Source organism: Amycolatopsis sp. YIM 10 (genome assembly GCF_009429145.1).
Taxonomy (GTDB): Bacteria; Actinomycetota; Actinomycetes; order Mycobacteriales; family Pseudonocardiaceae; genus Amycolatopsis.
On sequence record NZ_CP045480.1, the window covers coordinates 9,018,209 to 9,038,539 of the forward strand.

Consider the following 20,331-nt stretch of genomic DNA (forward strand, 5'->3'; position numbering starts at 1 on the left):
CCGCGCAGTAATCTGGGCGTTCAACACAGGTGACATGGGGCCAGGCGAACGGGAGCCAGGGGTGAGCGCGGGACGCGCGATCGGACTGTTGCTGGGGGTGGCCGCCGACGGCATCGTCGGGCACCCGAAAGACGGCCGTCCGGTGGCCGGGTTCGCCCGCCTCGCGCGGGCGCTGGAGAAGAAGGTCTACGCCGATCACCCGGTACCGGGCGCGGTGCACGCCGGAGTGCTCACCGGGGGCGCGGTGCTGCTCGGCGTACTCACCGAGCGGGTCGGGCGGCGCAGCCCGGTGCTCCAGGCGACCGGCACGGCGATCACCACGTGGGCCGTGCTCGGCGGCGCGGCGCTGGCCATCGACGGCACCGAGCTGGCGCGCGACCTGGAGACCGGCAGGCTGGACGCCGCGCGCGACACGCTGTCCGAACTGGACCCGCGCGACACCGACGGGCTGACCGTCATCGCGTTGTCGCGGGCTTCGGTGGAGACGGTCGCGGAGAGCACTTCGGACGCGGTGGTGTCACCGCTGTTCTGGGGCGCGGTCGCGGGCGCGCCGGGGCTGCTCGGCGCGCGGGCGGTGAAGGTGCTGCGGCGGCTGAACTCGTCCCCGCGGCACCACCGGTTCGGCTGGGTCGTGGTGCGGTTGGACGAGCTGGTCAACCTGCTGCCGACGCGGGTCGCCGCGGCGCTGACGGTGAGCGGCGCGCCGGTGGTCGGTGGCTCGGCCGCGGGTGCGTGGCGGGCCTGGCAACGAGACGCTTCGGCCCATCCGAGCCCGAACGCGGGCCGGGTGGAGGCCGCCTTCGCCGGTGCGCTGGAGATCCGCCTCGGCGGGCGGACGGTCTACCCGCACGGGGTCGAAGAACTCCCGGTACTGGGCGACGGCCGCAACCCGGACGCGGGCCACGTCACGCGCGCGGTCGAACTCTCGCGCGTGGTCGGGTGGCTGGCCGGGATCAGCTCGGCCTTCCTGGCCGTCCTGCTAGGCCTGCGCCGCCGTCGCTGACCACCCCGGCCAAGGCCAAGTGCCGTGAAAGCCACATTCACGGCCGATTCCGCCGCCAACGCCACACATTCACGGCCCCCACAGCACCTCACAAACCGCCACCCGGCAACGAGAGCCGACCCCCTTGCCACCCAACCCCTCTCCATCCCCGCTCCACAGCCCACAACACAATCAAACAGCGGGGTGGCCCCCGAGTGCTCCCCCGTCAGGTGCGGAGGGGCCGCTTTCCTTCGGATACTTCGGATCTGCCATCCGGCGGCGAAGTCTCCGCCGTCCGGGCGTAGTCCTCTTCGTCTTCGGCGAGCATCTGCGCCACCGACTTCCGCCGTTCCGGGCGCTCGCTCGCCAGCGCCCCGCCCGGCTTCAGCTCCCGCACGGTGAAGTACAGCCACCCCAGCACCGCCATGGTGCCGAAGGCGATCCACTGCAGCGCGTACGAGAAGAAGGGCCCCGCCTCCAGTTTCGGCAGCGGCAGCGGTTCGAGCCCGCCGGGCTGCTCCACGTCCAGCTGGAAGTACCCCGGCCGGATCGGCAGCCCGGTCGCCCGCGCGACCACCCGCGAATCGACGGTGTAGCTGTGCAGACGGCCATCGGTGGACTCGTCGGCGAAGGCGTCGCGTGCCTTCGGGTCCGTCTCGTCCATGCGCACCCGCGCGACCACGGTCACCTCACCGGCGGGCGGCGGCGCGTAGGCGGGGACGCGGGTGCGGTCATCCGGCCGGACCACCCCGCGGTCCACCAGCACGATCTGCCCGTCGGTGGTGCGCAGCGGCGTGAGCACCTCGAACGCGGGCTCCCCCAGCACGGTCCGCAGCCGCGCGATCACCTCGGCGTCACCGAGGTAGGTGCCGGTGAAGGTGACGCGGTCCCACTGGGTGGCTTCGGTGGGCACCGCCCCGCCGGGCAGCACGGCCTCCAGCGACCGCGGCTCGGCGGTGAACGACGCCGACAGGGCCGCGTTCTGCGTCTCGCGCTCGTTGTCGCGGCTGAACTGCCAGGGCGCCAGCAACGTGTAGCAGATGGCCGCGAACGCGAACACCACCAGCGTCAACGCCAGCCAGCTCGGCCTGAACAGGAACTTGAACCGCACCCCCCAACGGTAAGCGGTCGCCCCCGTCACGTTCACCCAACCCCGCGTGCGACCGCCAGCGCCTGCCCCGCGTACCCGCCACCGAAGGCCGCCGCGTGCATCAACAGCGGGAACAACTGGTGCAGGCCGACCCGATCGCGCCACCCGGCGGCGAGCGGCGCCGCCTCGTCGTACGCGGCGAGGATGCGGTCCAGCTGCGGGGTGCCGAACAACGCCAGCATCGCCAGGTCTCCCTCGCGGTGACCGCCGTGCGCGGCCGGGTCGATCAGCCACACCCGGCCGTCGACGGACCACAGCACGTTCCCGCTCCACGCGTCGCCGTGCAGCCGGGCCGGTGGCTCCTCGGGCACGCCCAGCTTGTCCAGCCGGCCGCACAACCGGTCGAAGATCTCGATCTCGTCCGGTCCGTACAACCCGCGCTCCGCCGCGGTCCGCACGTAGGGCGTGATCCGCTCGGCCGCGTAGAAGGAGGCCCAGGTGTCGTGCGCGACGTTGCGCATCGGCTCGGGGCCCATCCACGCGTCGACCGGTCCACCCGGCGGCGGCGCGCCGAACGCTTCGGCGCCACGGGCGTGCATCGCCGCGAGCCCGCGGCCGAACTCCTCCGCCGCGCGGACGCCGGGACTGCCGCTCTCGACGTAGGTGGTGATGAGCCACTCATCGTCAGCGGCGAGAACGTCCGGCACCGGGACGTCGCCGTGCTCGCCGATCCAGCGCAGCCCGGCGGCCTCGGCCTCGACCGGGCCGCGCTTGGCGACGACCGTCCGCGTGCCGGTCTCGACCCGGTAAGCCGCGCCACCCAGCGGCGTGAACCGCGTAACCGGCTCGCCGAGCAGCCTCGCGACCGCCTTCACAGCCGCTCGCGCACCCAGTCGAGCAGGCCCGGCACCGATCGTTCGATCATGCCCAGCACCTCGGTGAAGCCGTCGTCGGCGCCGTAGTACGGGTCCGGCACCTCGGCGTCCGGCCCGGCCGTCGGATCGAAGTCACGCAGCAGGCGCACGCGGTCCGGGTCGTCGACCTTGCGGCGCAGCTCGGCCAGGTGGCCCTGGTCGGCGGCCAGCAGCAGGTCGGCGGCGAGGTGGTCGGCGTCGACCTGGGCGGCGATGTGGTCGGCGGGGTAACCCGCGGCGGTCAGCGTCGCGCGTGCCCGCCCGTCCGCCGGCTCACCGACGTGCCACGGTCCGATGCCCGCGCTGCTCACCCGCACCCGGCCGGTCAGCCCGGCCCGGCGCAGGTGCTCGCGGAAGACCAGTGCCGCCATCGGTGACCGGCAGATGTTGCCCGAGCACACGAAGACGACATGGACGCACGTTTTCTCGTCGCTACCCACTTCACCAGTGTCCACGGCGGGCTCCACCCGGGAGCGACCGGCCGGAGATCAGGCGCCGCAGGAGCCCCGGACGACCAGCTGGGTCGGCAGGAGCACCGGGCCCGCGCGGTCGGCGCCGGTGATCATGGCCATGATCGCCTTGGCCGCGGCCACCCCGAAGCCCGGCTTGTCCTGTGCCACCGTGGTCAGCGCCGGGTCCACAACGGACGCGATCTCGATGTCGTCGAAACCGACGAGTGCCAGGTCTTCCGGGACGCGCAACCCCGCGGCCCTGGCGGCGAGCAACGCGCCGACCGCCATCTCGTCGCTGGCCGCGAACACGGCCGTCGGCGGCTCGTCCAGCGAGAGGAGCCGCCGCATCGCCGCGGTGCCGCTGGCCCGGTAGAAATCCCCGGCCACCACGTAATCATCACGCAACGGGACACCGGCCTCGCCAATTTCCTTGCGGTAGCCGGAAGTTCGCGCCTCGGCGGGCTGGTTGCCCGGCGGGCCGGTGATCGTGGCGATCCGTGAATGGCCGAGCCGGAGGAGATGGCGGACGGCCGAGCCGGCACCGGCCGCGTTGTCCGACGTGACGTACGTGGCGTTCGGACCGTCGACGGCGACGTCCACCGCGACACACGGAACACCCGACTGCGCAAAGGTTTCGAAGGCCTCCGCGTCGGACCCGCTGTCGATCAGCACCAGCCCGCCGAGGTGGTGGCGGCGGGCCATGTTCACGTAGCCGACCGGATCGGCGAGCGACGCGCCGACCTCACGGGAGTCGCCACTGGTGGCCAGCATGAGCAGGTGGTACCCGTGCGCACTGAGCGCGGATTTCAACCCGATCAGCAGATCCTGCAGAAACGGGTGCCGCCAGCCCGGCCGTCGATGGTCGGTGTCCCAGACCAGGCCGATCATCGTGGACTGTTTCGTCGATAACGCCCGCGCGGATTCGTTGGGCCGATAACCCAATTCATCGGCGACCCGAAGAACGCGTTCCCTGGTCTCTTCGTTGACCGTTTCCGGCTGGTTGAAGACCCGCGACACGGTCGCCACCGACACGCCGCACAGCTCGGCGATCTCGCGCCCGGTCGCCATCCACCCTCCTTCACCGTAAGCGGTTACATCACCCTAGGCAGCCGTGGTTTGCCTAGTCAACCTTGAGGCCACCACTCGGCAAGTTACCGTTTTGTTACTTGACGTGGCTCGGTCGGCCCCGCTGTCATGGACGCCACACATCCCGGGCTGGCTGGCGTGAGAGCCGCGTACCGGCCGCCGGCCCATCGCTCGAGGTCGCGTTTCCTCGTCAAGCGCGCCCAAAACAACGGAGGCCATCGATGCGCTCCAAAGCAATGGCGATCGTCTGCGCCGCAGTGCTGACCGGAACGATGCTCGGCGGCTGCGGTGGTGATTCCGGAACCGGCGGAAAGACAAAGCTCACCATCGGCCTGTTCGGCAATTTCGGCTACAGCGAACTGCTCAAGGAGTACGCGAGCACCCACCCGGACATCGAGATCCAGGACCGCACCGCCTCCTACTCCGACCACCACAAGAACCTGGCCGCGCACCTGGCGACCAACAACGGCGCCGCGGACATCGAGGCGGTCGACAGCGGTTACATCGCCCAGTTCAAGGACACCCCGGACAAGTTCGTCGACCTGAACACCAAGGGCGGTGACCAGCTCAAGGACCGCTGGCTGGCGTGGAAGTGGGAGGCCTCGCTGAGCAAGGGGGGCCAGCAGATCGGCTACGGCACCGATGTCGGCGGCCTGGCCATCTGCTACCGCCGTGACCTGCTGGAAGCCGCCGGGCTGCCGTCGGACCGCGAGCAGGTCGCCGCCCTGTGGCCGACCTGGCCGGAGTTCATGGCCGCTGGCAAGCGGTTCCAGGCCAACGCGCCCGCCGGGGTGAAGTGGTTCGACGGCGGTCCGACCGTGCTCAACGCGATCGTCGGCCAGGCCCAGGTCGGCTACTACGACCGGGCCGACCAGCTCACCGTCGGCACCAACCCGGAACTCAAGCAGGGCTGGGATCTGGTCGTCGACGGCGTGCAGTCCGACCTGTCGGCGAAGCTGCTCTACTCGACGCCGGTCTGGAACACGGGGTTCAAGCAGGGCCAGTTCGCGACCGTGACCTGCCCGGCCTGGCAGATGGCCAAGATCAAGGACCAGGCGCCGGACAGCGCGGGCAAGTGGGACGTCACCTCCGTGCCCGGCGGCGGTGGCAACTGGGGCGGCTCGTACCTCACGATTCCCAAGCAGGGCAAGAACGTCGACAAGGCCGCCGAGCTGGCGGCGTGGCTGACCGCGCCCGAGCAGCAGGCCAAGGTGTTCACCAGCTCGGGGCTGCTGCCCTCGACGCCGAAGCTGTACGAGGACCCGGCCATCGTGAACTACCAGAACCCGTTCTTCAACAACGCCCCGGTCGGCAAGCTGTTCACCGAGGCGGCCAAGAACCTCAAGCCGCAGTACCAGGGCCCGAAGGCCGGTGACGTGCAGACCGCGATCGGCAACGCGATGCAACGCGTCGAGCAGGGCAAGCAGAACGGCGAAGAATCGTGGAGCCAGTTCGTCGGCGACGTCCAGAAGCTGTCGAGCTGACGATGGCGGTACGGGACCGAGCAGCCAGAAGATACCGATGGGACACCAGGTTCGCGCCGTACGCGTACATCGCGCCGTACTTCCTGATCTTCGGTGTCTTCGGGCTGTTCCCGCTCGCGTACACGATCTGGGTGTCGCTGCAGCACCGCAACCTGCTCGACGCGGACGGCGCGTCCTTCATCGGCCTGGACAACTACCAGGTGCTGTTCGCCGATCCGTACTTCTGGAACGCCATGGGCAACACGCTGAGCCTGTGGCTGCTGACCACGATCCCCCAGATCCTGCTCGCACTGTGGATCGCGCAGTTGCTCAACCGCAAGGTCCGCACGCGCACGCTGTTCCGGATGGGCGTGATCCTGCCGAACGTCACCTCGGTGGCCGCGGTGACGATCATCTTCGCCCAGCTGTTCGGCCGGGACTTCGGCCTGATCAACTGGGTGCTGGACCTGTTCGGCGCCGGGCAGATCGACTGGCAGGCGGGCACCGCCACCTCGCACATCGCGATCGCCACCATGGTGGTGTGGCGCTGGACCGGTTACCACGCGCTGATCTTCCTGGCGTCCATGCAGGCGATCCCGTCGAGCCTGTACGAGGCGGCCACTTTGGACGGTGCCAGGGGGTGGCAGCAGTTCTGGCGGATCACCGTGCCGTTGCTGCGGCCGCAGATCATCTTCTCCACGATCATCGCGACCACCGGCAACATGCGGCTGCTCGCCGAACCGCTGCTGTTCAATCCCGGCACCGCGGCCTCGACCGGTGGTTCGGACCGGCAGTTCCAGACCGTCGCGCTGTACCTGTACGAGCAGGGCTTCACCAACTGGGACTTCGGCTACAGCTCGACGATCGCGGTGGTGCTGGCGATCGCCACGATCATCGTCGCCGGTCTGGGTTACCTGGTGACCAAACGGATTCAGACGGATTGAGGCAACCATGACTGCTGTGCTGGATCCGCCCGTACCGGTGCGGCCGGACGGCCCGAGCGGCCGGGCCCGCCGGCTGGCCAGGAAGGTCGCCGGGCCGTGGACCTACGCCGCGCTCATCGCGGTGCTGGCCGGTTCCGCCTTCCCGGTGTACTGGTCGCTCGTGGTGTCCTCGCAGACGCCGGACGCGATCGACTCCGTGCCGCCGGTGCTGGTGCCGGGCGGCCACCTCTTCGAGAACATCGCCAGGGTCTTCGACACCACCGATTTCGCGTTGGCGCTGACCAACTCGATCGTGGTCTCGGGCACGATCACCTTCTCGGTGGTGCTGTTCTCCACCCTGGCCGGGTTCGCCTTCGCGAAACTCAAGTTCCGCGGCCGAAACGCCCTGCTGCTGGTGGTCATCGGCACCCAGGCGATCCCCACCGAACTCGGCGTCATCCCGCTCTACATGATGATGACCGAGTTCGGCTGGGCCGCCGAGATCCACGCGGTGATCGTGCCGGGCCTGGTGACCGCGTTCGGCGTGTTCTTCATGCGGCAGTACTTCGAGCGGGCGATCCCGGACGAACTGCTCGAGGCGGGCCGGATGGACGGCTGCGGGTCGTTGCGGTTGTTCTGGCACGTCGCGCTGCCGGTGGCCAGGCCCGCGGCGGCGGTGCTCGGGTTGTTCACCTTCATGCAGGCGTGGAACGACTTCTTCTGGCCGCTCGTGGTGCTGGTACCGGAGAACCCCACCGTGCAGACCGCGCTGAACACCCTGGCCAGCGGGTACACCACCGACTACACCCTGGTGCTCACCGCGGCGACGATCGCCACGGTGCCGGTGCTCCTGATCTTCCTGCTGTTCGGCCGCCAGATCGTCGGCGGCATCATGTCGGGCGCTGTCAAAGGCTGACCTCTTCCAGCCAGTGTTGTGAAATGTTTTGCGTAGCGGTGCGGGTAGCGGAACCTCAGCCGTCTTCTCGCTCCGGGATCTCCACCTCATGAATAACCGATTCACCACGGCGAAGCTGTCCTCGCGAGGAGACGCCTGAGAACCCGCGGCGGTGCGGGCTGAGGGCCCACAGCAAGCGGCTCCGCCGCTTACAGAACATGACCTAGGAGACTGTTGTGACGAATGGTTTTCCGGCCGGGTTCCGCTGGGGGGTGGCGACTTCGGCGTACCAGATCGAAGGGGCCACCCGGCAGGACGGCCGCGGTCCGTCCATTTGGGACACCTTCGCCGCCGTGCCCGGCGCGGTCGCCTCCGGCGACACCGGTGACGTGGCCGCCGACCACTACAACCGGTGGACCGAGGACGTCAAGCTGCTGGCCGGCCTCGGTGTCGACGCGTACCGGTTCTCCGTGTCCTGGTCCAGGATCCTGCCGGACGGACGCGGCCGGGCCGAGCAGCGCGGCATCGACTTCTACCGGCGGCTCGTCGACGCGTTGCTGAACAACGGGATCGAACCGTTCCTCACCCTGTACCACTGGGATCTGCCGCAGGCGCTGGAAGACCGGGGCGGGTGGCGCGACCGCGACACGGCGGAATCGTTCGCCGAGTACGCCGCGATCACGCACGACGCACTCGGTGACGTCGTGCGCAAGTGGACCACCCTGAACGAACCGTACTGTTCCTCGATCGTCGGTTACGGCGAAGGCAGGCACGCACCAGGAGCGCAGGAAGGGCACGGCGCACTGGCGGCCGCGCACCACCTGCTGCTCGGCCACGGCCTGGCCGTGCGGGCCATGCGCGCCAATTCCTCACCCGGGCAGGAATTCGGCATCGTGCTCAACCAGTCGCCGGCGGTGCCGGTGACCGACGACCCCGCCGATGTCGCCGCCGCCGGACGACAGGACTGCTTGCTGCGCAGGCAGTTCACCGATCCCCTGTTCGGTTCGGCCTACCCGGGTGAACTGACGTCGATGTTCGGGGCGATCACCGACTTCTCGTTCCGCCACGACGGGGACCTGGCGATCATCGGCGAGCCGCTGGACTACCTCGGCGTCAACTACTACTACCGGCTGCACGTCGCCGACGCTCCCCACCGGGAGCCGGAGCCCGCCAGGCGCACCGCGCACGACATCGGCGTGGACACGACACGGTTGCCGGACGTGCCCCGCACCGGCATGGGCTGGCCGGTGGAGCCGGAGGGGCTCACCACCACGCTGACCGATCTCCACGCACGCTATCCGGGCCTGCCGCCGATCTACATCACCGAAAACGGGTGCGTCTATCCCGATTCCGGCGACTTCGACGACCACGACCGCATCTCCTACCTGCGAGACCACATCGCCGCGACCGAAGCAGCCGCGACCGCCGGGGTGGCGGTGCGCGGCTACTTCTGCTGGTCCCTGCTCGACAACTTCGAGTGGGCGCACGGCTACAAGCACCGATTCGGGCTGATCCACGTCGACTACCCGACCCAACGGCGCACACCGCGCGAGAGCTACCACTGGTACCGATCGTTCATCGCGGCCGCACGTCAGTCACCCTGAAGGTTCACTGCGTGCCAAGCCCGAAGAACGCGACGGCGTAGCCGGCCATTCCGCCGGACGGCAGGCTGTGCCCGGCACCCTGGATGCTGTAGGCCTCGACCTGGACGGTACCGGCGGGATCGGCGTAACGGCTGCGCTTCCAGTTCGGTTGCGGGGTGTCGGTGTACGTCGGTGTCTGGCTCAGGCCGAACACGTTGGTCCACTGCTCGATTTCCTCCTGCAGCAGGGAGTACGGCACCAGCGTGTCGGCCGTGCCGTGCCACAGCTGCATTCGCGGGCGCGGGCCGGTGTAGCCGGGGAAGGCCTGCCGGACCGCGTCTCCCCACTCCTGCGGTGACCGGTTCATCGTGCCGTTGGTGCACTTGCTCCCCGGGGGCGGGAAGTCGGCGGCGTTGGCGAAGCAGTTGAACGGCACGCCCATGAACGCCGCGCCCGCCTTGAAGACGTCGGGGTAGAGGGCGAGCATGTGGTTGGTCATCATGCCGCCCGAGGACGAGCCGGTGGCGAACACGCGGTTCAGGTCACCGCCGTAGGTCTGCGCGGCGTAGTTCACCATCGAGACGATCGAAACCGGATCGCTCCCGCCACCGCGCTTCTTGGCGGCCGCCGACCAGGTGTCGAAGCACTTCCCGAAGCCGGCCTGCTGCTGGGCGCTGGGATAGATGACGATGAATCCGCGCTGGTCGGCGAGCGAGGCGAACTCACTGCTCGAGTAGAACCCCGGCCCGGAGCCGCCACAACCGTGCATGGCGACCACGATCGCGGGATTGGGCGGGCGGGAGTCCGGCACGTAGACGTGCATGCGCATCCCGCCGGGATTGGTGCCGAAGTTGGTCACCTCCACCAGGGACGCGGCGGAAGCGGTGGACGGGAAAACGAGTCCGGCGATGGCGATCAGCAGTGTGCTGACGAATCCCACGAGCGCCGTTCTGATCATCGTTGACCTCCGGTGGGTGGCCCCCTCCAGCCCGAAGATAGGCACTTCCAGAACGACCGTCAATAATTTGCCCAATATTGAACGGGTGATCTGGGAGCGCTCCCGACGTCACCGGGTGCGTTCGTAGTGGCGGCGCACCTTCGCCCGGTTGCCGCAGACGGCCATCGAGCACCAGCGAGCGCGGTTGGCCCGGCTGCGGTCGAGCAGGAACAGCCGGCACTCGTCGTTCGCACAGGGGCGCAGGCGACCGGGCAGCTCCTTCTCGACAGTGGCCCAGGCCAGGACCACCTCGACCGCCGGCCGGGCGTGCCGCGGGGTCTTGAGTGTCCACTTGAGACCATCCGAAGTGAACTCCGGAACCTGGTGAACCCCGTCGAGGAACGGTTTCAGCGCGGCAGGCGAGCTTTTCCCGCACACGACGTCACGCAGGGCGTCCCGCGCTTCACGCAGCAGCTCCAGCTCCGCGAGGCTGCCGTCGCCGCCGTGCTCCCGCGCCCAGCGCCTACCCGCGGCCGGGTCACCGAGGGCGTCGTGTTCCTCGCCGTTGATCAGCGGCCTGCTGTTGAGCAGGTCCAGCAGCACGTCCATCGGGCACCGCTCCCCATCTAACCGGATCGAATCGTTTGACAGGTTAGCCCAACTCATGCTTACCTGACCAATACCTAACCAGATTGAAAACTCGAAGGGGTTAGACATGGCGCACCACCGGACCGCCACGGTCGACGGCCACCAGCTCTTCTACCGCGAAGCCGGTCCCACCGACGCGCCCGCGATCGTCCTGCTGCACGGCTACCCGACCAGTTCGTTCATGTTCCGCGAGCTGATCCCGCTGCTGGCCGGGGACTACCGCGTGATCGCGCCGGACCTGCTCGGCTTCGGCCATTCCGACGCCCCGCCCGCGGACGAGTTCGACTACACCTTCGACGCGCTCGCCGAACTCACCTCCGGCCTGCTCGACCAGCTCGGCCTGGACCGCTACGCCATCTACGTCCAGGACTACGGCGCCCCCATCGGCTGGCGTCTCGCGCTCAAGCACCCCGAACGGATCTCCGCCATCGCCACCCAGAGCGGCAACGGCTACGAGGAGGGTTTTGTCGAGTCGTTCTGGGCCGATCTCTGGGCGTACGGCGCGAACCCGGGCCCCGAGACCGAACCCGCCGTCCGCACCGCGCTGAGCCTCGACGCGATTCGCTGGCAGTACGTGCACGGCGTGCCCGACCCGAGCCTGGTCAGCCCGGACACCTGGACGCACGATGTCGCCCTCGTCTCCCGCGAAGGCAACGATCAGATCCAGCTCGCCCTGTTCCGGGACTACCAGAACAACCGCCCGCTCTACCCGCTGCTGCACGAGTTCCTGCGCACCAGCGAGGTCCCGGTACTCGCCGTGTGGGGCCGCAACGACGAAATCTTCGGCCCGGCGGGCGCGCGGGCCTTCGCCCGTGACGCCAAGGACGCGGAGGTGCACCTGATCAACGGCGGCCACTTCCTCCTGGAAAGCCACCTCGACGTCGTCGCCGGTTACCTGCGCGGGTTCCTCGGGCGGGTGCTGGGCTAGAAGCGCTGGGCCGCCTTTCCGGAGCGATCTCGTAGGGTCGGCACGATGAGCATCGACGTGATGATCGCCGACGACGACCCGGTGGTCCGATTTGGACTGAACATCATGCTGCGTGGTGCCCCCGACCTGCGGGTGGTCGCCGAGGCGGGTGACGGCGCGGAAGCGGTGGAGCTGGCGCGGCGCCACAACCCGGCGGTGGTGCTGATGGACATCCGGATGCCCGGCACGGACGGGCTCACCGCGACCGAGACGCTGCGTAGCCGGTCACCCGCGCCCCAGGTCATCGTGCTCACCACCTTCGACACCGACGCACACGTCCTGCGCGCGCTCCGGGCCGGGGCCGCGGGCTTCCTGCTCAAGGACACCCCGCCGGACGAGCTGGTGGTGGCCATCCGGCACGCGGCCCAGGGCCGTCCCGTGCTCTCGCCGGAGGTGACGCGCCGGCTCATCGCCAGGGTCGCGGAGTCCGAAGAGGACACTCGTCGCGACGCGGCCCGCCGTCGCCTCGACCTGCTCGCCGAGCGGGAACGCGTGATCGCGCTCGAGCTCGGCACCGGGCGGTCCAACGCCGAGATCGCCGCGCGCCACCACCTCGGGCTGACCACGGTCAAGACCCACGTGTCGGCGATCCTGACCAAGCTCGGATTCAACAACCGCGTGCAGGTGGCCCTGCTCGTGCACGACGCCGAGCTGGACCTTCCGGACTGACACGCTCCGACTTTGGTCGCCGGGGCCGGATCCGTCGGACGATCCGGTGGACCGGGTGGCCGCCCTAGCCTCCGTCCCATGCCCGGATCAACTCCACAGCCCCACGTGACGGCCCCTCCCACCACACCGGGGCGGACGGCACGCCGATCCGCCGCGGTACTCGGCGCCGCCGCGCTGATGCTGACCGGGTGCGCTGGTGGACCGGCAGCCTCCCCGGAACCCGGCTCGCCCGCGCCGATCGCCTGGACCGAGTGCGGCCCCAACCTGGACTGCGCCACCATCGAAGTGCCGCTGGAATACACCGATCCCGACGGCGAGAAGATCCCGCTCGCGGTGAAACGCCACCGCACCACCGATCCGGCACAGCGCATCGGCAGCCTGTTCATCAACTCGGGCGGTCCCGGCGTGCCCGCCACCGACACGATCGAATCCATCGCCCCCGGCAGTGAATCCAGCCCGTTCTCGCCCGCCCTGCTGGCCCGCTTCGACGTCGTCGGCATGGATCCGCGCGGGGTCGGCGACTCCGGTGCCGTCCGCTGCCTCACCGACGAGCAGCGCGCCGAACTCGCGACCGACGACCTCGATCCGACCGTGCCCGGCGGGAAACCGCTGCCGGAGCTGCTCGCCGACACCACCACCTTCACCGAAGGCTGCCTGGCGCACCACCGCCCGGAGTACCTGGCGAGCCTGTCCACCGACAACGTCGCCAGGGACATGGACCGGCTCCGCGCCGCGCTCGGTGAGGAGAAGATCAGCTTCTACGGCATGTCCTACGGCACGGTGGTCGGGCCCACCTACGCCACGCTGTTCCCGGACCGCGTCCGCCAGATGGTGATCGACGCCCCTGTCCACACCGGACTCTGGCGGAACGCCCCGCTGGAACTCCTCGACGACGTGTCCCGGTCCAACGAGCAGACGCTCGACGCGTGGTTCGAGACCTGCCGCACCGAGGGGCCGCAGGTGTGCCCGTTCGGCGACGGGAAGCCCGAAGCCGCGTTCGACGCGTTGATCAAGAAGCTGGAGAAGCAGCCGCTGCAGGTTCCGCCGGTCGAAGGCCTCACACCAGGCGGCAGGCTCGACGGTGCGGTCGCGCTCGAGGCCGTCAGGGCGGGCGCGGGTGCCCCGGTGCTCTGGCCCACGCTCACCGCCGGTCTGCTGGCCGCGCAGCAGGGCAACGGCACGCTGCTCCACTTCCTGGTGTCGAAGGTGACGGTCGCGCCGTTCGGCGGCCCGTACGCCGTTCTCCAGGAACCCCACACCGCGGTGCGCTGCGCCGACTGGGCGACACCGACCGACATCGCCGCGCACACCGCCGTCGCCGAGAAGATCGCCGACCGCGACGAGCGGCTGGCGAGCCGGGCCGGTTACAGCGCGCTCAACTGCGCCAAGTGGCCGGCGCCGAACAAGGACCACTTCGCCGAGCCGCTCACCGGCGCCGGCGCCCCGCCGATCCTGGTGGTCGGTGGTCGCGTGGACAACGTGTCCCCGTACCACTGGGCGGAGGCCATGACCGAGACCCTGGAGAACAGCGTGCTGCTGACCCGCGAAGGCGTCGGCCACACCTCCTACCGGCGCAGCGGTCCGTGCATCGACAACGCGGTGGACGCCACGCTGATCGACGGGGTGCTTCCCGCCGAGGGCACCGTCTGCGCCGCGCTTCCGAGCACGACCAAACCCCCGGCACCCGCCGGAAAGTGACGCGCGTCACATGCTGTCAGGATCTTGGCCGAAGCGGTGTCTTGTGCCCGAACTCTCCACGGAGCGAAGGAGACACCCATGGGCAGGAACCTCGAAGTGGTCGTGATCGGCGGCGGGTACGCCGGTGTCATGGCGGCCAACCGGCTGACGCGGCGTGACGACGTGGCGGTGACCGTGATCAACCCGCGCCCGGTCTTTGTGCCGCGGCTGCGCCTGCACCAGCTGGTCGCCGGGACCCACGAAGCGGTCGTCGACTACCCGGACGTCCTCGCCGAGGGCGTCCGGTTGGTCGTCGACAGCACCACCCGGATCGACGCCGCCGGGCGCGGGGTGACGCTGGCCGAGGGCGGCGACCTCGGCTACGACCACCTGATCTACGCGGTCGGCAGCGGCAGCGCCGGCCCGCAGGTGCCGGGCGCGGCCGAGTTCGCCCACCCGGTCGCCACGCTGGAGGCGGCGCGGCGGCTGCGCTCGGTGCTCGACGACACGCCCCGCACGGCCCCGGTGACGGTCGTCGGTGGCGGTCCGACCGGCATCGAAACCGCCGCCGAGCTGGCCGAGCAGGGCCGGACCGTCACCTTGGCCTGCGGCGGTGTCGTCGGTCCCTACCTGCACCCGCGGGCTCGGCGCACCGCCCGCAAGTACCTCGCCGAGCTGGGCGTCGAGGTGGTGGAAGCCTCGGTCGAGGCGGTGACACGGGACGCCGTCGAACTCGGTGACGGCCGCACGCTGGCGAGCCAGGTCACCATCTGGGCCGCGGGTTTCGGGGTGCCCGACCTCGCGGCCGCCAGTGGGTTGCGCACCGACGCCGCCGGGCGCCTGCTCACCGACGAGACCCTGACCAGCGTGGACGACGAGCGGATCGTCGCGGCCGGTGACTCGTCGGCACCCTCCGGCCTGCCGTTCCGGATGAGCGCCTACGCCGCGGGCTGCCTGGGCGCCCATGCCGCCGACACCGTGCTGAACCGGATCGCGGGTGAGCCGCCGAAGCCGATCGACCTATCGTTCCCGGCCATGTGCATCAGCTTCGGCCGCGGCGCCGGGATCTTCCAGCTCGGCCACAAGGACGACACCGCGATGCCGGTCTACTTCAGCGGGCTCATGGGCAAGGCGCTCAAGGAGTTCTCCTGCGCTGCCAGCGTCAAGCACCTGGTCACCGAAGCACGCAAGCCCGGCTCGCACTCCTGGCCCAAGGACGGCAAGCACCGGCCGCGGCTGCTGCGGTCGTCGCAGCCGGTTTCCCGATGACCGGGCAGGACGCGACGGAGGCGTTCGTCCTGCACCGCGATCTGCTGTTCACCGTCGCCTACGAACTGCTCGGCACCGCGGCCGACGCCGAAGACGTCCTGCAGGAGACCTGGCTGCGCTGGGTGGAGGTCGACCAGGCCCAGGTGCGCGACCAGCGCGCCTACCTGGTGCGGATCACCACCCGGCAGTCACTCAACCGCCTGCGCTCGGTGAAGCGCCGCCGGGAGGCGTACGTGGGTTCCTGGCTGCCGGAGCCGCTGCTCACCGCGCCGGACGCGGCCGCCGACGTCGAACTCTCCGAGAGCGTGTCGATGGCACTGATGCTCGTACTGGAGACGCTGACCCCGACCGAGCGGGCGGTTTTTGTGCTGCGGGAGGCCTTCGGGATCGACTACGACGAGATCGCGGCCGCGGTCGGCAAGACCCCGGCCGCCGTGCACCAGATCGCCCATCGCGCCCGCCGCCACGTCGAAGCCCGGCGACCGCGCCACGCGGTCACCGCACGGCAGGCCAGTGCGGCGGCCGAAGCCTTCCGGCGGGCGCTCGAAGGCCGCGACCTCCAGGGCCTGCTCGACGTGCTCGCACCCCACGTCGTCGCGATCAGCGACGGTGGTGGCATCAAGCAGGCCAACCCGCGGCCGGTCGTCGGCGCCGACAAGGTGGCCCGGTTCATCGTCGGCGGGCTCACCAGGCACGACGTGGCGCTCACCGTCGAGTCCACCGTGATCAACGCGGGCCCGGCACTGGCACTGCACGTCGACGGTGAACTCGACGGCGTGATGGTGCTGCACGTCGAAGACACCCGCGTCACCGGCCTCTACTACGTCCGCAACCCGCAGAAGCTGACCAATCTCGACACCACGACCTCACTCACCCTGCGCTGAACACCGGGTCACCGGGCTCAGACGCAGGCCGAGTCCAGCGATCGGCGCAGGGCGCGCTCGTGCAGGCGGTCCAGGTGCAGTCGCCGGTCGGTGGCCACGATCGCCACCGCCAGCCCGCCACCGCACCACGGCCGCGCCCTGGTGTCCGAAGTGGCCGCCAGCTCGCCGAGCAGACCAGCGTTGAGGCGGTCGATCACCGGGCGGACCTCGGTGGGCAGGTCGGGGCGCTCGGTCGGCGCCTGCTCCGGGTGCGCGGTCCACAGCTCGTACAAGCCGCGCTGCACCACCTTGTTCGCCTCGATCTGGTCGCGGAAGAACTCGACCGCCTCGGCCGGGTCGAGCCCGAGGCCGGGTGCCTTGGCCGCCACGCCGTCGAGGATCTGCTGCTCGCGCACCGGATCGTCGATGGGCTGGGTGGTGCCGAACTTGGCCGCGGCGACCTTGTCGGCGATCTGCACGCGCTGGCCCGACAGATCAGCCAGGGCGGCCAGCGGCACCAGCGAGGCGGGCGGGGCGGCCACCGCGGGCGAAGCGGTACCGAGCAGGAGGGCGGAGAGCAGGACGGTCAGCAACCGACGGCGCATGACTCCTCACGGTACATGCGAGGATCACCGCCATGCCCGTCCAACTCGCCGAAGTGATCTCCGCACTGGAAACCGCCTACCCGCCCGAACTGGCCGAACCGTGGGACGCGGTCGGCCTGGTCTGCGGTGATCCCGCCGAAGCGGTGTCGAAGGTGCTGGTCTGCGTGGACCCGGTCGAGGCCACCGTCGACGAGGCGCTGGAGCTGGGCGCCGACCTGATCGTCGCGCACCACCCGCTGCTGCTCAAGGGCGTGCACGGCGTGCCGGCCGACAGCACCAAGGGCAAGCTCGTGCACCGGATGATCCGCGCGGGCGTGGCGTTGTTCTGCGCGCACACGAACGCCGACTCCGCCGATCCCGGCGTCTCCGACGCGCTCGCCGAAGCGATCGGGCTGCGCGTGCTCCGTCCGCTCGCCCCCACCGGCGGCGACCCCACCGCGGTAACCGGCCTGGGCCGCATCGGCGAACTCCCCGAGCCGGAACCCTTCACGCGCTTCGTCGAACGGGTGTCCGCCGCGCTGCCGGAAACCCGGCCGGGCGTCTACGGCGCCGGTGACCCGGACCGCGAGATCCGCGTGGTGGCGGTGTCCGGCGGTTCCGGCGACAGCTACCTGGCCACCGCGAAGGCCGCCGGGGTGGACGCCTACGTGACCGCGGATCTGCGCCACCACCCGGCGGGCGAGCACCTCGAAGCCGGGCCGTCGGCACCCGCGCTGGTCGGCGTGACGCACTGGGCCAGCGAATGGCCGTGGTGCGGGCAAGCCTCGGCCGTCATGCGCGCGGCGCTTGCCGGTACCGTCGACATTCACGTCTCCACGCGGTGCACCGACCCGTGGATGATCCGCGCTTGAAGCCCCGAGGGAGTGACGACACCGTGAAGGCCGAACCCGCCGTGCAACGCCGCCTGCTGGAACTCGCCAAGGTCGACGCGGAGCTGTCCCGGCTGGCCCACCGGCGCCGCACGCTGCCGGAGCTGGCGGAGATCGCCGAGCTGGAGAAGGAACTGCGGGCGAAGAAGGACGCACTGGTTTCCGTGCAGACGAGCGCCTCGGACCTGGACCGCGAGGTGGCTAGGCAGGAACGCGAGATCGACTCCGTGCGCACCCGCAGCGACAAGGACCGCAAGGCGATGGAGTCCGGTTCGGTCGGCGCCAAGCAGCTCACCGAACTGCAGCACGAGCTGGAAAGCCTCCAGCGCCGCCAGACCGCGCTCGAGGACGACCTGCTGGAGCTGATGGAACGCCGTGAGGCGCTCGACCTGGACGCCCAGCGCACCGGCGCCGAAGTGGACAAGGTGACCGGGCAGCTGGAGAACGCGGTCCGCCGCCGCGACGAGGCGTTCGCCGACATCGACACCACCCAGGCGCGGCGCGAGCAGGACCGCGCCGAGCTGGCCCCGAAGTTCCCGGAGCCGCTGACCAAGCTGTACGAGCGGGTGCGCGCGCAGCGCGGCATCGGCGCGGCGCTGCTGCGCTCACGCCGGTGCGGGGCGTGTCACCTGGATCTGGACCGCTCGACCGTTTCGGAGATCAAGACGATGCCGGAGGACGAGATCGTGCAGTGCGAGAACTGCAACGCGATCCTGGTGCGCACCATGGAGTCCGGCCTGTGAGGGTGACCGTCGAAGCCGACGGCGGATCGCGGGGCAACCCGGGGCCGGCCGGTTACGGCGCGGTGGTGAAGGACGCCGAGACCGGTGAGGTGCTCGCCGAGCGCCAGTCCGGGCTCGGCGTGGCGACCAACAACTTCGCCGAGTACTCCGGTCTGCTCGCCGGGCTGGCCGCCGCCGCCGAGCTCGGCGCGTCCACTGTGGACGTACGGATGGACTCGAAGCTGGTGGTCGAGCAGATGTCCGGCCGCTGGAAGATCAAGCACCCGGACCTGCAGCCGCTGGCCGCGCGGGCACGGGAACTGGCGGCGAACTTCGACCGCGTGAAGTACGAGTGGATCCCGCGCGCGAGCAACTCGCACGCCGACCGCCTCGCCAACGAGGCGATGGACACCCAGGCGGGCAAGACAACCACCAAAACGGCCGCCGCCAAGACGGACCGGGTGTCCCCGGCGAAGTGGAGCGGCGCGCAGGGCACGCCGACGAAGCTCCTCCTGCTGCGTCACGGGCAGACCGAGATGTCGGTGGACCGCCGCTACTCCGGGCGTGGCGACGTCCCGCTCACCGAGCACGGCCAGCGCCAGGTGGCCGCCGCGGCGAAGCGGATCGCCGGGATGGACGGGCTGATCACCGACGGCGAGCCCGCGCCGATCGTCTCCTCGCCGCTGCTGCGCACCCAGCAGACCGCGCAGGCGGTGGCCGACGCGCTCGGCGGCCGGGTGGAAACGCACCAGGGGCTGGTCGAAACCGACTTCGGCAGCTGGGAAGGGCTCACCTTCGCCGAAGCCGCCGAACGCGACCCCGAACTGCACTCGCGCTGGATCGGCGACGCGTCGGTGCCCGCCCCGGACGGGGAGAGCTTCGACGCCGTGCACCGGCGGGTGCGCGCGGTGCGCGACGACCTGGTCGAGCGCTTCGCCGGGCGGACCGTGGTGGTGGTCAGCCACGTCACGCCGATCAAGTCGCTGCTGCGGCTGGGCTTGGACGCCGGGCCGTCCCTGCTGTTCCGGCTCCACCTGGACCTGGCGTCGCTGTCCATCGTGGAGTTCTACCCCGACGGCAACGCTTCGGTCCGCCTGGCCAACGACATCTCGCATCTGTCCTGAAAGGACGCTAACCGAGCAGGCCGAGCAGAACCCGGTCGGCATCGGCGGACAGGTCGAGGCCGGACAGCAGCTCGCGCCGGGCGGCCACCTCGCGCAGCGCCCGGCCCGGCCCCTGGCGGGAGACGGCAAACCCGTCCTCGGGGTAGACGGCGGTCTCCCAGAGCGGGCGGCCGAAGCCGTCGATGACCAGCCCTTGGCCGTCCTGGCGGTCCACCTCCCGCCAGCTGAACTCCAACCCGGCTTCCTCGGCGGCCTGACGGGCCATGCGTTCCTCATCGCGCCACCGCTCCAGCAAGAGGATCGCCACCGGATCGGCGGGGGCCGGGCCTTCGGTGAAGCTCGGCCGCCAGGAATCCCGGTAACCGGGCGTCCCGGCGTACGCGTAGGCCAGCAGCCGGAGGAACCTGGTGCCCTGGGCCCGAATCTGCTGGGTGGCGCGAAGCCGGGCGGCCGAATGCCGGGCGCGGGAACGCAGATGCCGGTCGAGTGCCGGAGTCAGCTGCGGACACTCGTCCAGGTCCATCCGCGCGCCGTACCTGGCATCCTCGGCGAGTTGGCGGTCGAGGAACTTCGCGACGACGGTCACCCGGCGC

21 protein-coding genes are annotated in these 20,331 nt (G+C 70.3%); 13 read left to right on the forward strand and 8 right to left on the reverse strand.

Annotated features, from left to right (window positions below; translation table 11 throughout):
* The first annotated feature begins 61 nt into the window (after window positions 1-61).
* Window positions 62-1,003, forward strand: a complete 942-nt coding sequence (locus tag YIM_RS41735) for a cobalamin biosynthesis protein (RefSeq protein ID WP_153035609.1) — start codon at window positions 62-64, stop codon at window positions 1,001-1,003.
* Between the two features lie 205 nt (window positions 1,004-1,208).
* Here the strand turns inward: YIM_RS41735 and YIM_RS41740 are convergent, their stop codons facing one another.
* Genes YIM_RS41740 through YIM_RS41755 form a run of 4 tightly spaced genes read right to left on the reverse strand, consistent with a single transcriptional unit; the run spans window position 1,209 to window position 4,506 of the window.
* Window positions 1,209-2,093, reverse strand: a complete 885-nt coding sequence (locus tag YIM_RS41740; protein ID WP_153035610.1) for an SURF1 family protein — start codon at window positions 2,091-2,093, stop codon at window positions 1,209-1,211.
* Window positions 2,094-2,125: 32 nt separating this feature from the next.
* Entirely contained in the window at window positions 2,126-2,947 is an 822-nt protein-coding gene (locus YIM_RS41745; protein WP_228004350.1) for a fructosamine kinase family protein, read from the reverse strand.
* Window positions 2,944-3,441 carry a low molecular weight protein-tyrosine-phosphatase gene (locus tag YIM_RS41750; RefSeq protein ID WP_228004351.1) on the reverse strand — a complete coding sequence of 166 codons (498 nt, stop codon included), beginning with the start codon at window positions 3,439-3,441 and terminating at the stop codon, window positions 2,944-2,946. Before YIM_RS41750 ends, YIM_RS41745 begins: the two co-directional genes overlap by 4 nt.
* A 33-nt stretch (window positions 3,442-3,474) precedes the next feature.
* Window positions 3,475-4,506, reverse strand: coding sequence for a LacI family DNA-binding transcriptional regulator (locus YIM_RS41755; RefSeq protein ID WP_153035612.1), 1,032 nt, complete (start codon window positions 4,504-4,506; stop codon window positions 3,475-3,477).
* A gap of 239 nt (window positions 4,507-4,745) precedes the next feature.
* Between YIM_RS41755 and YIM_RS41760 the strand changes: the two genes are divergently transcribed.
* From YIM_RS41760 to YIM_RS41775, 4 genes are all read left to right on the forward strand, one after another.
* A complete protein-coding gene (locus tag YIM_RS41760) occupies window positions 4,746-6,008 on the forward strand; it encodes an extracellular solute-binding protein (protein WP_153035613.1) in 1,263 nt (420 codons plus the stop codon).
* Between the two features lie 2 nt (window positions 6,009-6,010).
* Window positions 6,011-6,931 carry a carbohydrate ABC transporter permease gene (locus YIM_RS41765; RefSeq protein ID WP_153035614.1) on the forward strand — a complete coding sequence of 307 codons (921 nt, stop codon included), beginning with the start codon at window positions 6,011-6,013 and terminating at the stop codon, window positions 6,929-6,931.
* A 7-nt stretch (window positions 6,932-6,938) separates the two neighbouring features.
* Complete coding sequence (locus YIM_RS41770) at window positions 6,939-7,826, forward strand: carbohydrate ABC transporter permease (protein ID WP_153035615.1); 888 nt, start codon at window positions 6,939-6,941, stop codon at window positions 7,824-7,826.
* A 215-nt stretch (window positions 7,827-8,041) separates the two neighbouring features.
* Window positions 8,042-9,409, forward strand: a complete 1,368-nt coding sequence (locus YIM_RS41775; protein WP_153035616.1) for a GH1 family beta-glucosidase — start codon at window positions 8,042-8,044, stop codon at window positions 9,407-9,409.
* 4 nt (window positions 9,410-9,413) lie between these two features.
* Here YIM_RS41775 and YIM_RS41780 read toward each other — a convergent pair whose 3' ends face one another.
* Complete coding sequence (locus YIM_RS41780; RefSeq protein ID WP_194239921.1) at window positions 9,414-10,346, reverse strand: PHB depolymerase family esterase; 933 nt, start codon at window positions 10,344-10,346, stop codon at window positions 9,414-9,416.
* A 108-nt stretch (window positions 10,347-10,454) separates the two neighbouring features.
* Entirely contained in the window at window positions 10,455-10,934 is a 480-nt protein-coding gene (locus tag YIM_RS41785; protein ID WP_153035617.1) for a CGNR zinc finger domain-containing protein, read from the reverse strand.
* 106 nt (window positions 10,935-11,040) lie between these two features.
* Between YIM_RS41785 and YIM_RS41790 the strand changes: the two genes are divergently transcribed.
* The 5 genes from YIM_RS41790 (at window position 11,041) to YIM_RS41810 (ending at window position 16,439) form a co-directional block, all read left to right on the forward strand.
* Window positions 11,041-11,901, forward strand: a complete 861-nt coding sequence (locus YIM_RS41790) for an alpha/beta fold hydrolase (RefSeq protein ID WP_153035618.1) — start codon at window positions 11,041-11,043, stop codon at window positions 11,899-11,901.
* A gap of 45 nt (window positions 11,902-11,946) precedes the next feature.
* Window positions 11,947-12,609 (forward strand): response regulator transcription factor, encoded by a 663-nt coding sequence (locus YIM_RS41795; RefSeq protein WP_153035619.1) that lies wholly within the window; start codon window positions 11,947-11,949, stop codon window positions 12,607-12,609.
* Between the two features lie 105 nt (window positions 12,610-12,714).
* Window positions 12,715-14,307 (forward strand): alpha/beta hydrolase, encoded by a 1,593-nt coding sequence (locus YIM_RS41800; protein WP_228004353.1) that lies wholly within the window; start codon window positions 12,715-12,717, stop codon window positions 14,305-14,307.
* 78 nt (window positions 14,308-14,385) lie between these two features.
* Complete coding sequence (locus YIM_RS41805) at window positions 14,386-15,555, forward strand: NAD(P)/FAD-dependent oxidoreductase (protein WP_153035620.1); 1,170 nt, start codon at window positions 14,386-14,388, stop codon at window positions 15,553-15,555.
* Entirely contained in the window at window positions 15,552-16,439 is an 888-nt protein-coding gene (locus YIM_RS41810) for an RNA polymerase sigma-70 factor (protein ID WP_153035621.1), read from the forward strand. The genes YIM_RS41805 and YIM_RS41810 overlap by 4 nt, the downstream gene beginning before the upstream one ends.
* A 17-nt stretch (window positions 16,440-16,456) precedes the next feature.
* Here the strand turns inward: YIM_RS41810 and YIM_RS41815 are convergent, their stop codons facing one another.
* Window positions 16,457-17,023: a chorismate mutase gene (locus YIM_RS41815; protein ID WP_153035622.1), complete on the reverse strand. Its 567-nt coding sequence runs from the start codon at window positions 17,021-17,023 to the stop codon at window positions 16,457-16,459.
* Window positions 17,024-17,055: 32 nt separating this feature from the next.
* Between YIM_RS41815 and YIM_RS41820 the strand changes: the two genes are divergently transcribed.
* Genes YIM_RS41820 through YIM_RS41830 form a run of 3 tightly spaced genes read left to right on the forward strand, consistent with a single transcriptional unit; the run spans window position 17,056 to window position 19,738 of the window.
* Window positions 17,056-17,874 (forward strand): Nif3-like dinuclear metal center hexameric protein, encoded by an 819-nt coding sequence (locus YIM_RS41820; protein WP_153035623.1) that lies wholly within the window; start codon window positions 17,056-17,058, stop codon window positions 17,872-17,874.
* Between the two features lie 23 nt (window positions 17,875-17,897).
* Window positions 17,898-18,635 (forward strand): zinc ribbon domain-containing protein, encoded by a 738-nt coding sequence (locus YIM_RS41825; RefSeq protein WP_153035624.1) that lies wholly within the window; start codon window positions 17,898-17,900, stop codon window positions 18,633-18,635.
* Between the two features lie 2 nt (window positions 18,636-18,637).
* Window positions 18,638-19,738, forward strand: coding sequence for a bifunctional RNase H/acid phosphatase (locus tag YIM_RS41830; protein ID WP_153037590.1), 1,101 nt, complete (start codon window positions 18,638-18,640; stop codon window positions 19,736-19,738).
* A 7-nt stretch (window positions 19,739-19,745) separates the two neighbouring features.
* Here YIM_RS41830 and YIM_RS41835 read toward each other — a convergent pair whose 3' ends face one another.
* Complete coding sequence (locus tag YIM_RS41835) at window positions 19,746-20,324, reverse strand: hypothetical protein (RefSeq protein WP_153035625.1); 579 nt, start codon at window positions 20,322-20,324, stop codon at window positions 19,746-19,748.
* Window positions 20,325-20,331: the final 7 nt, after the last annotated feature.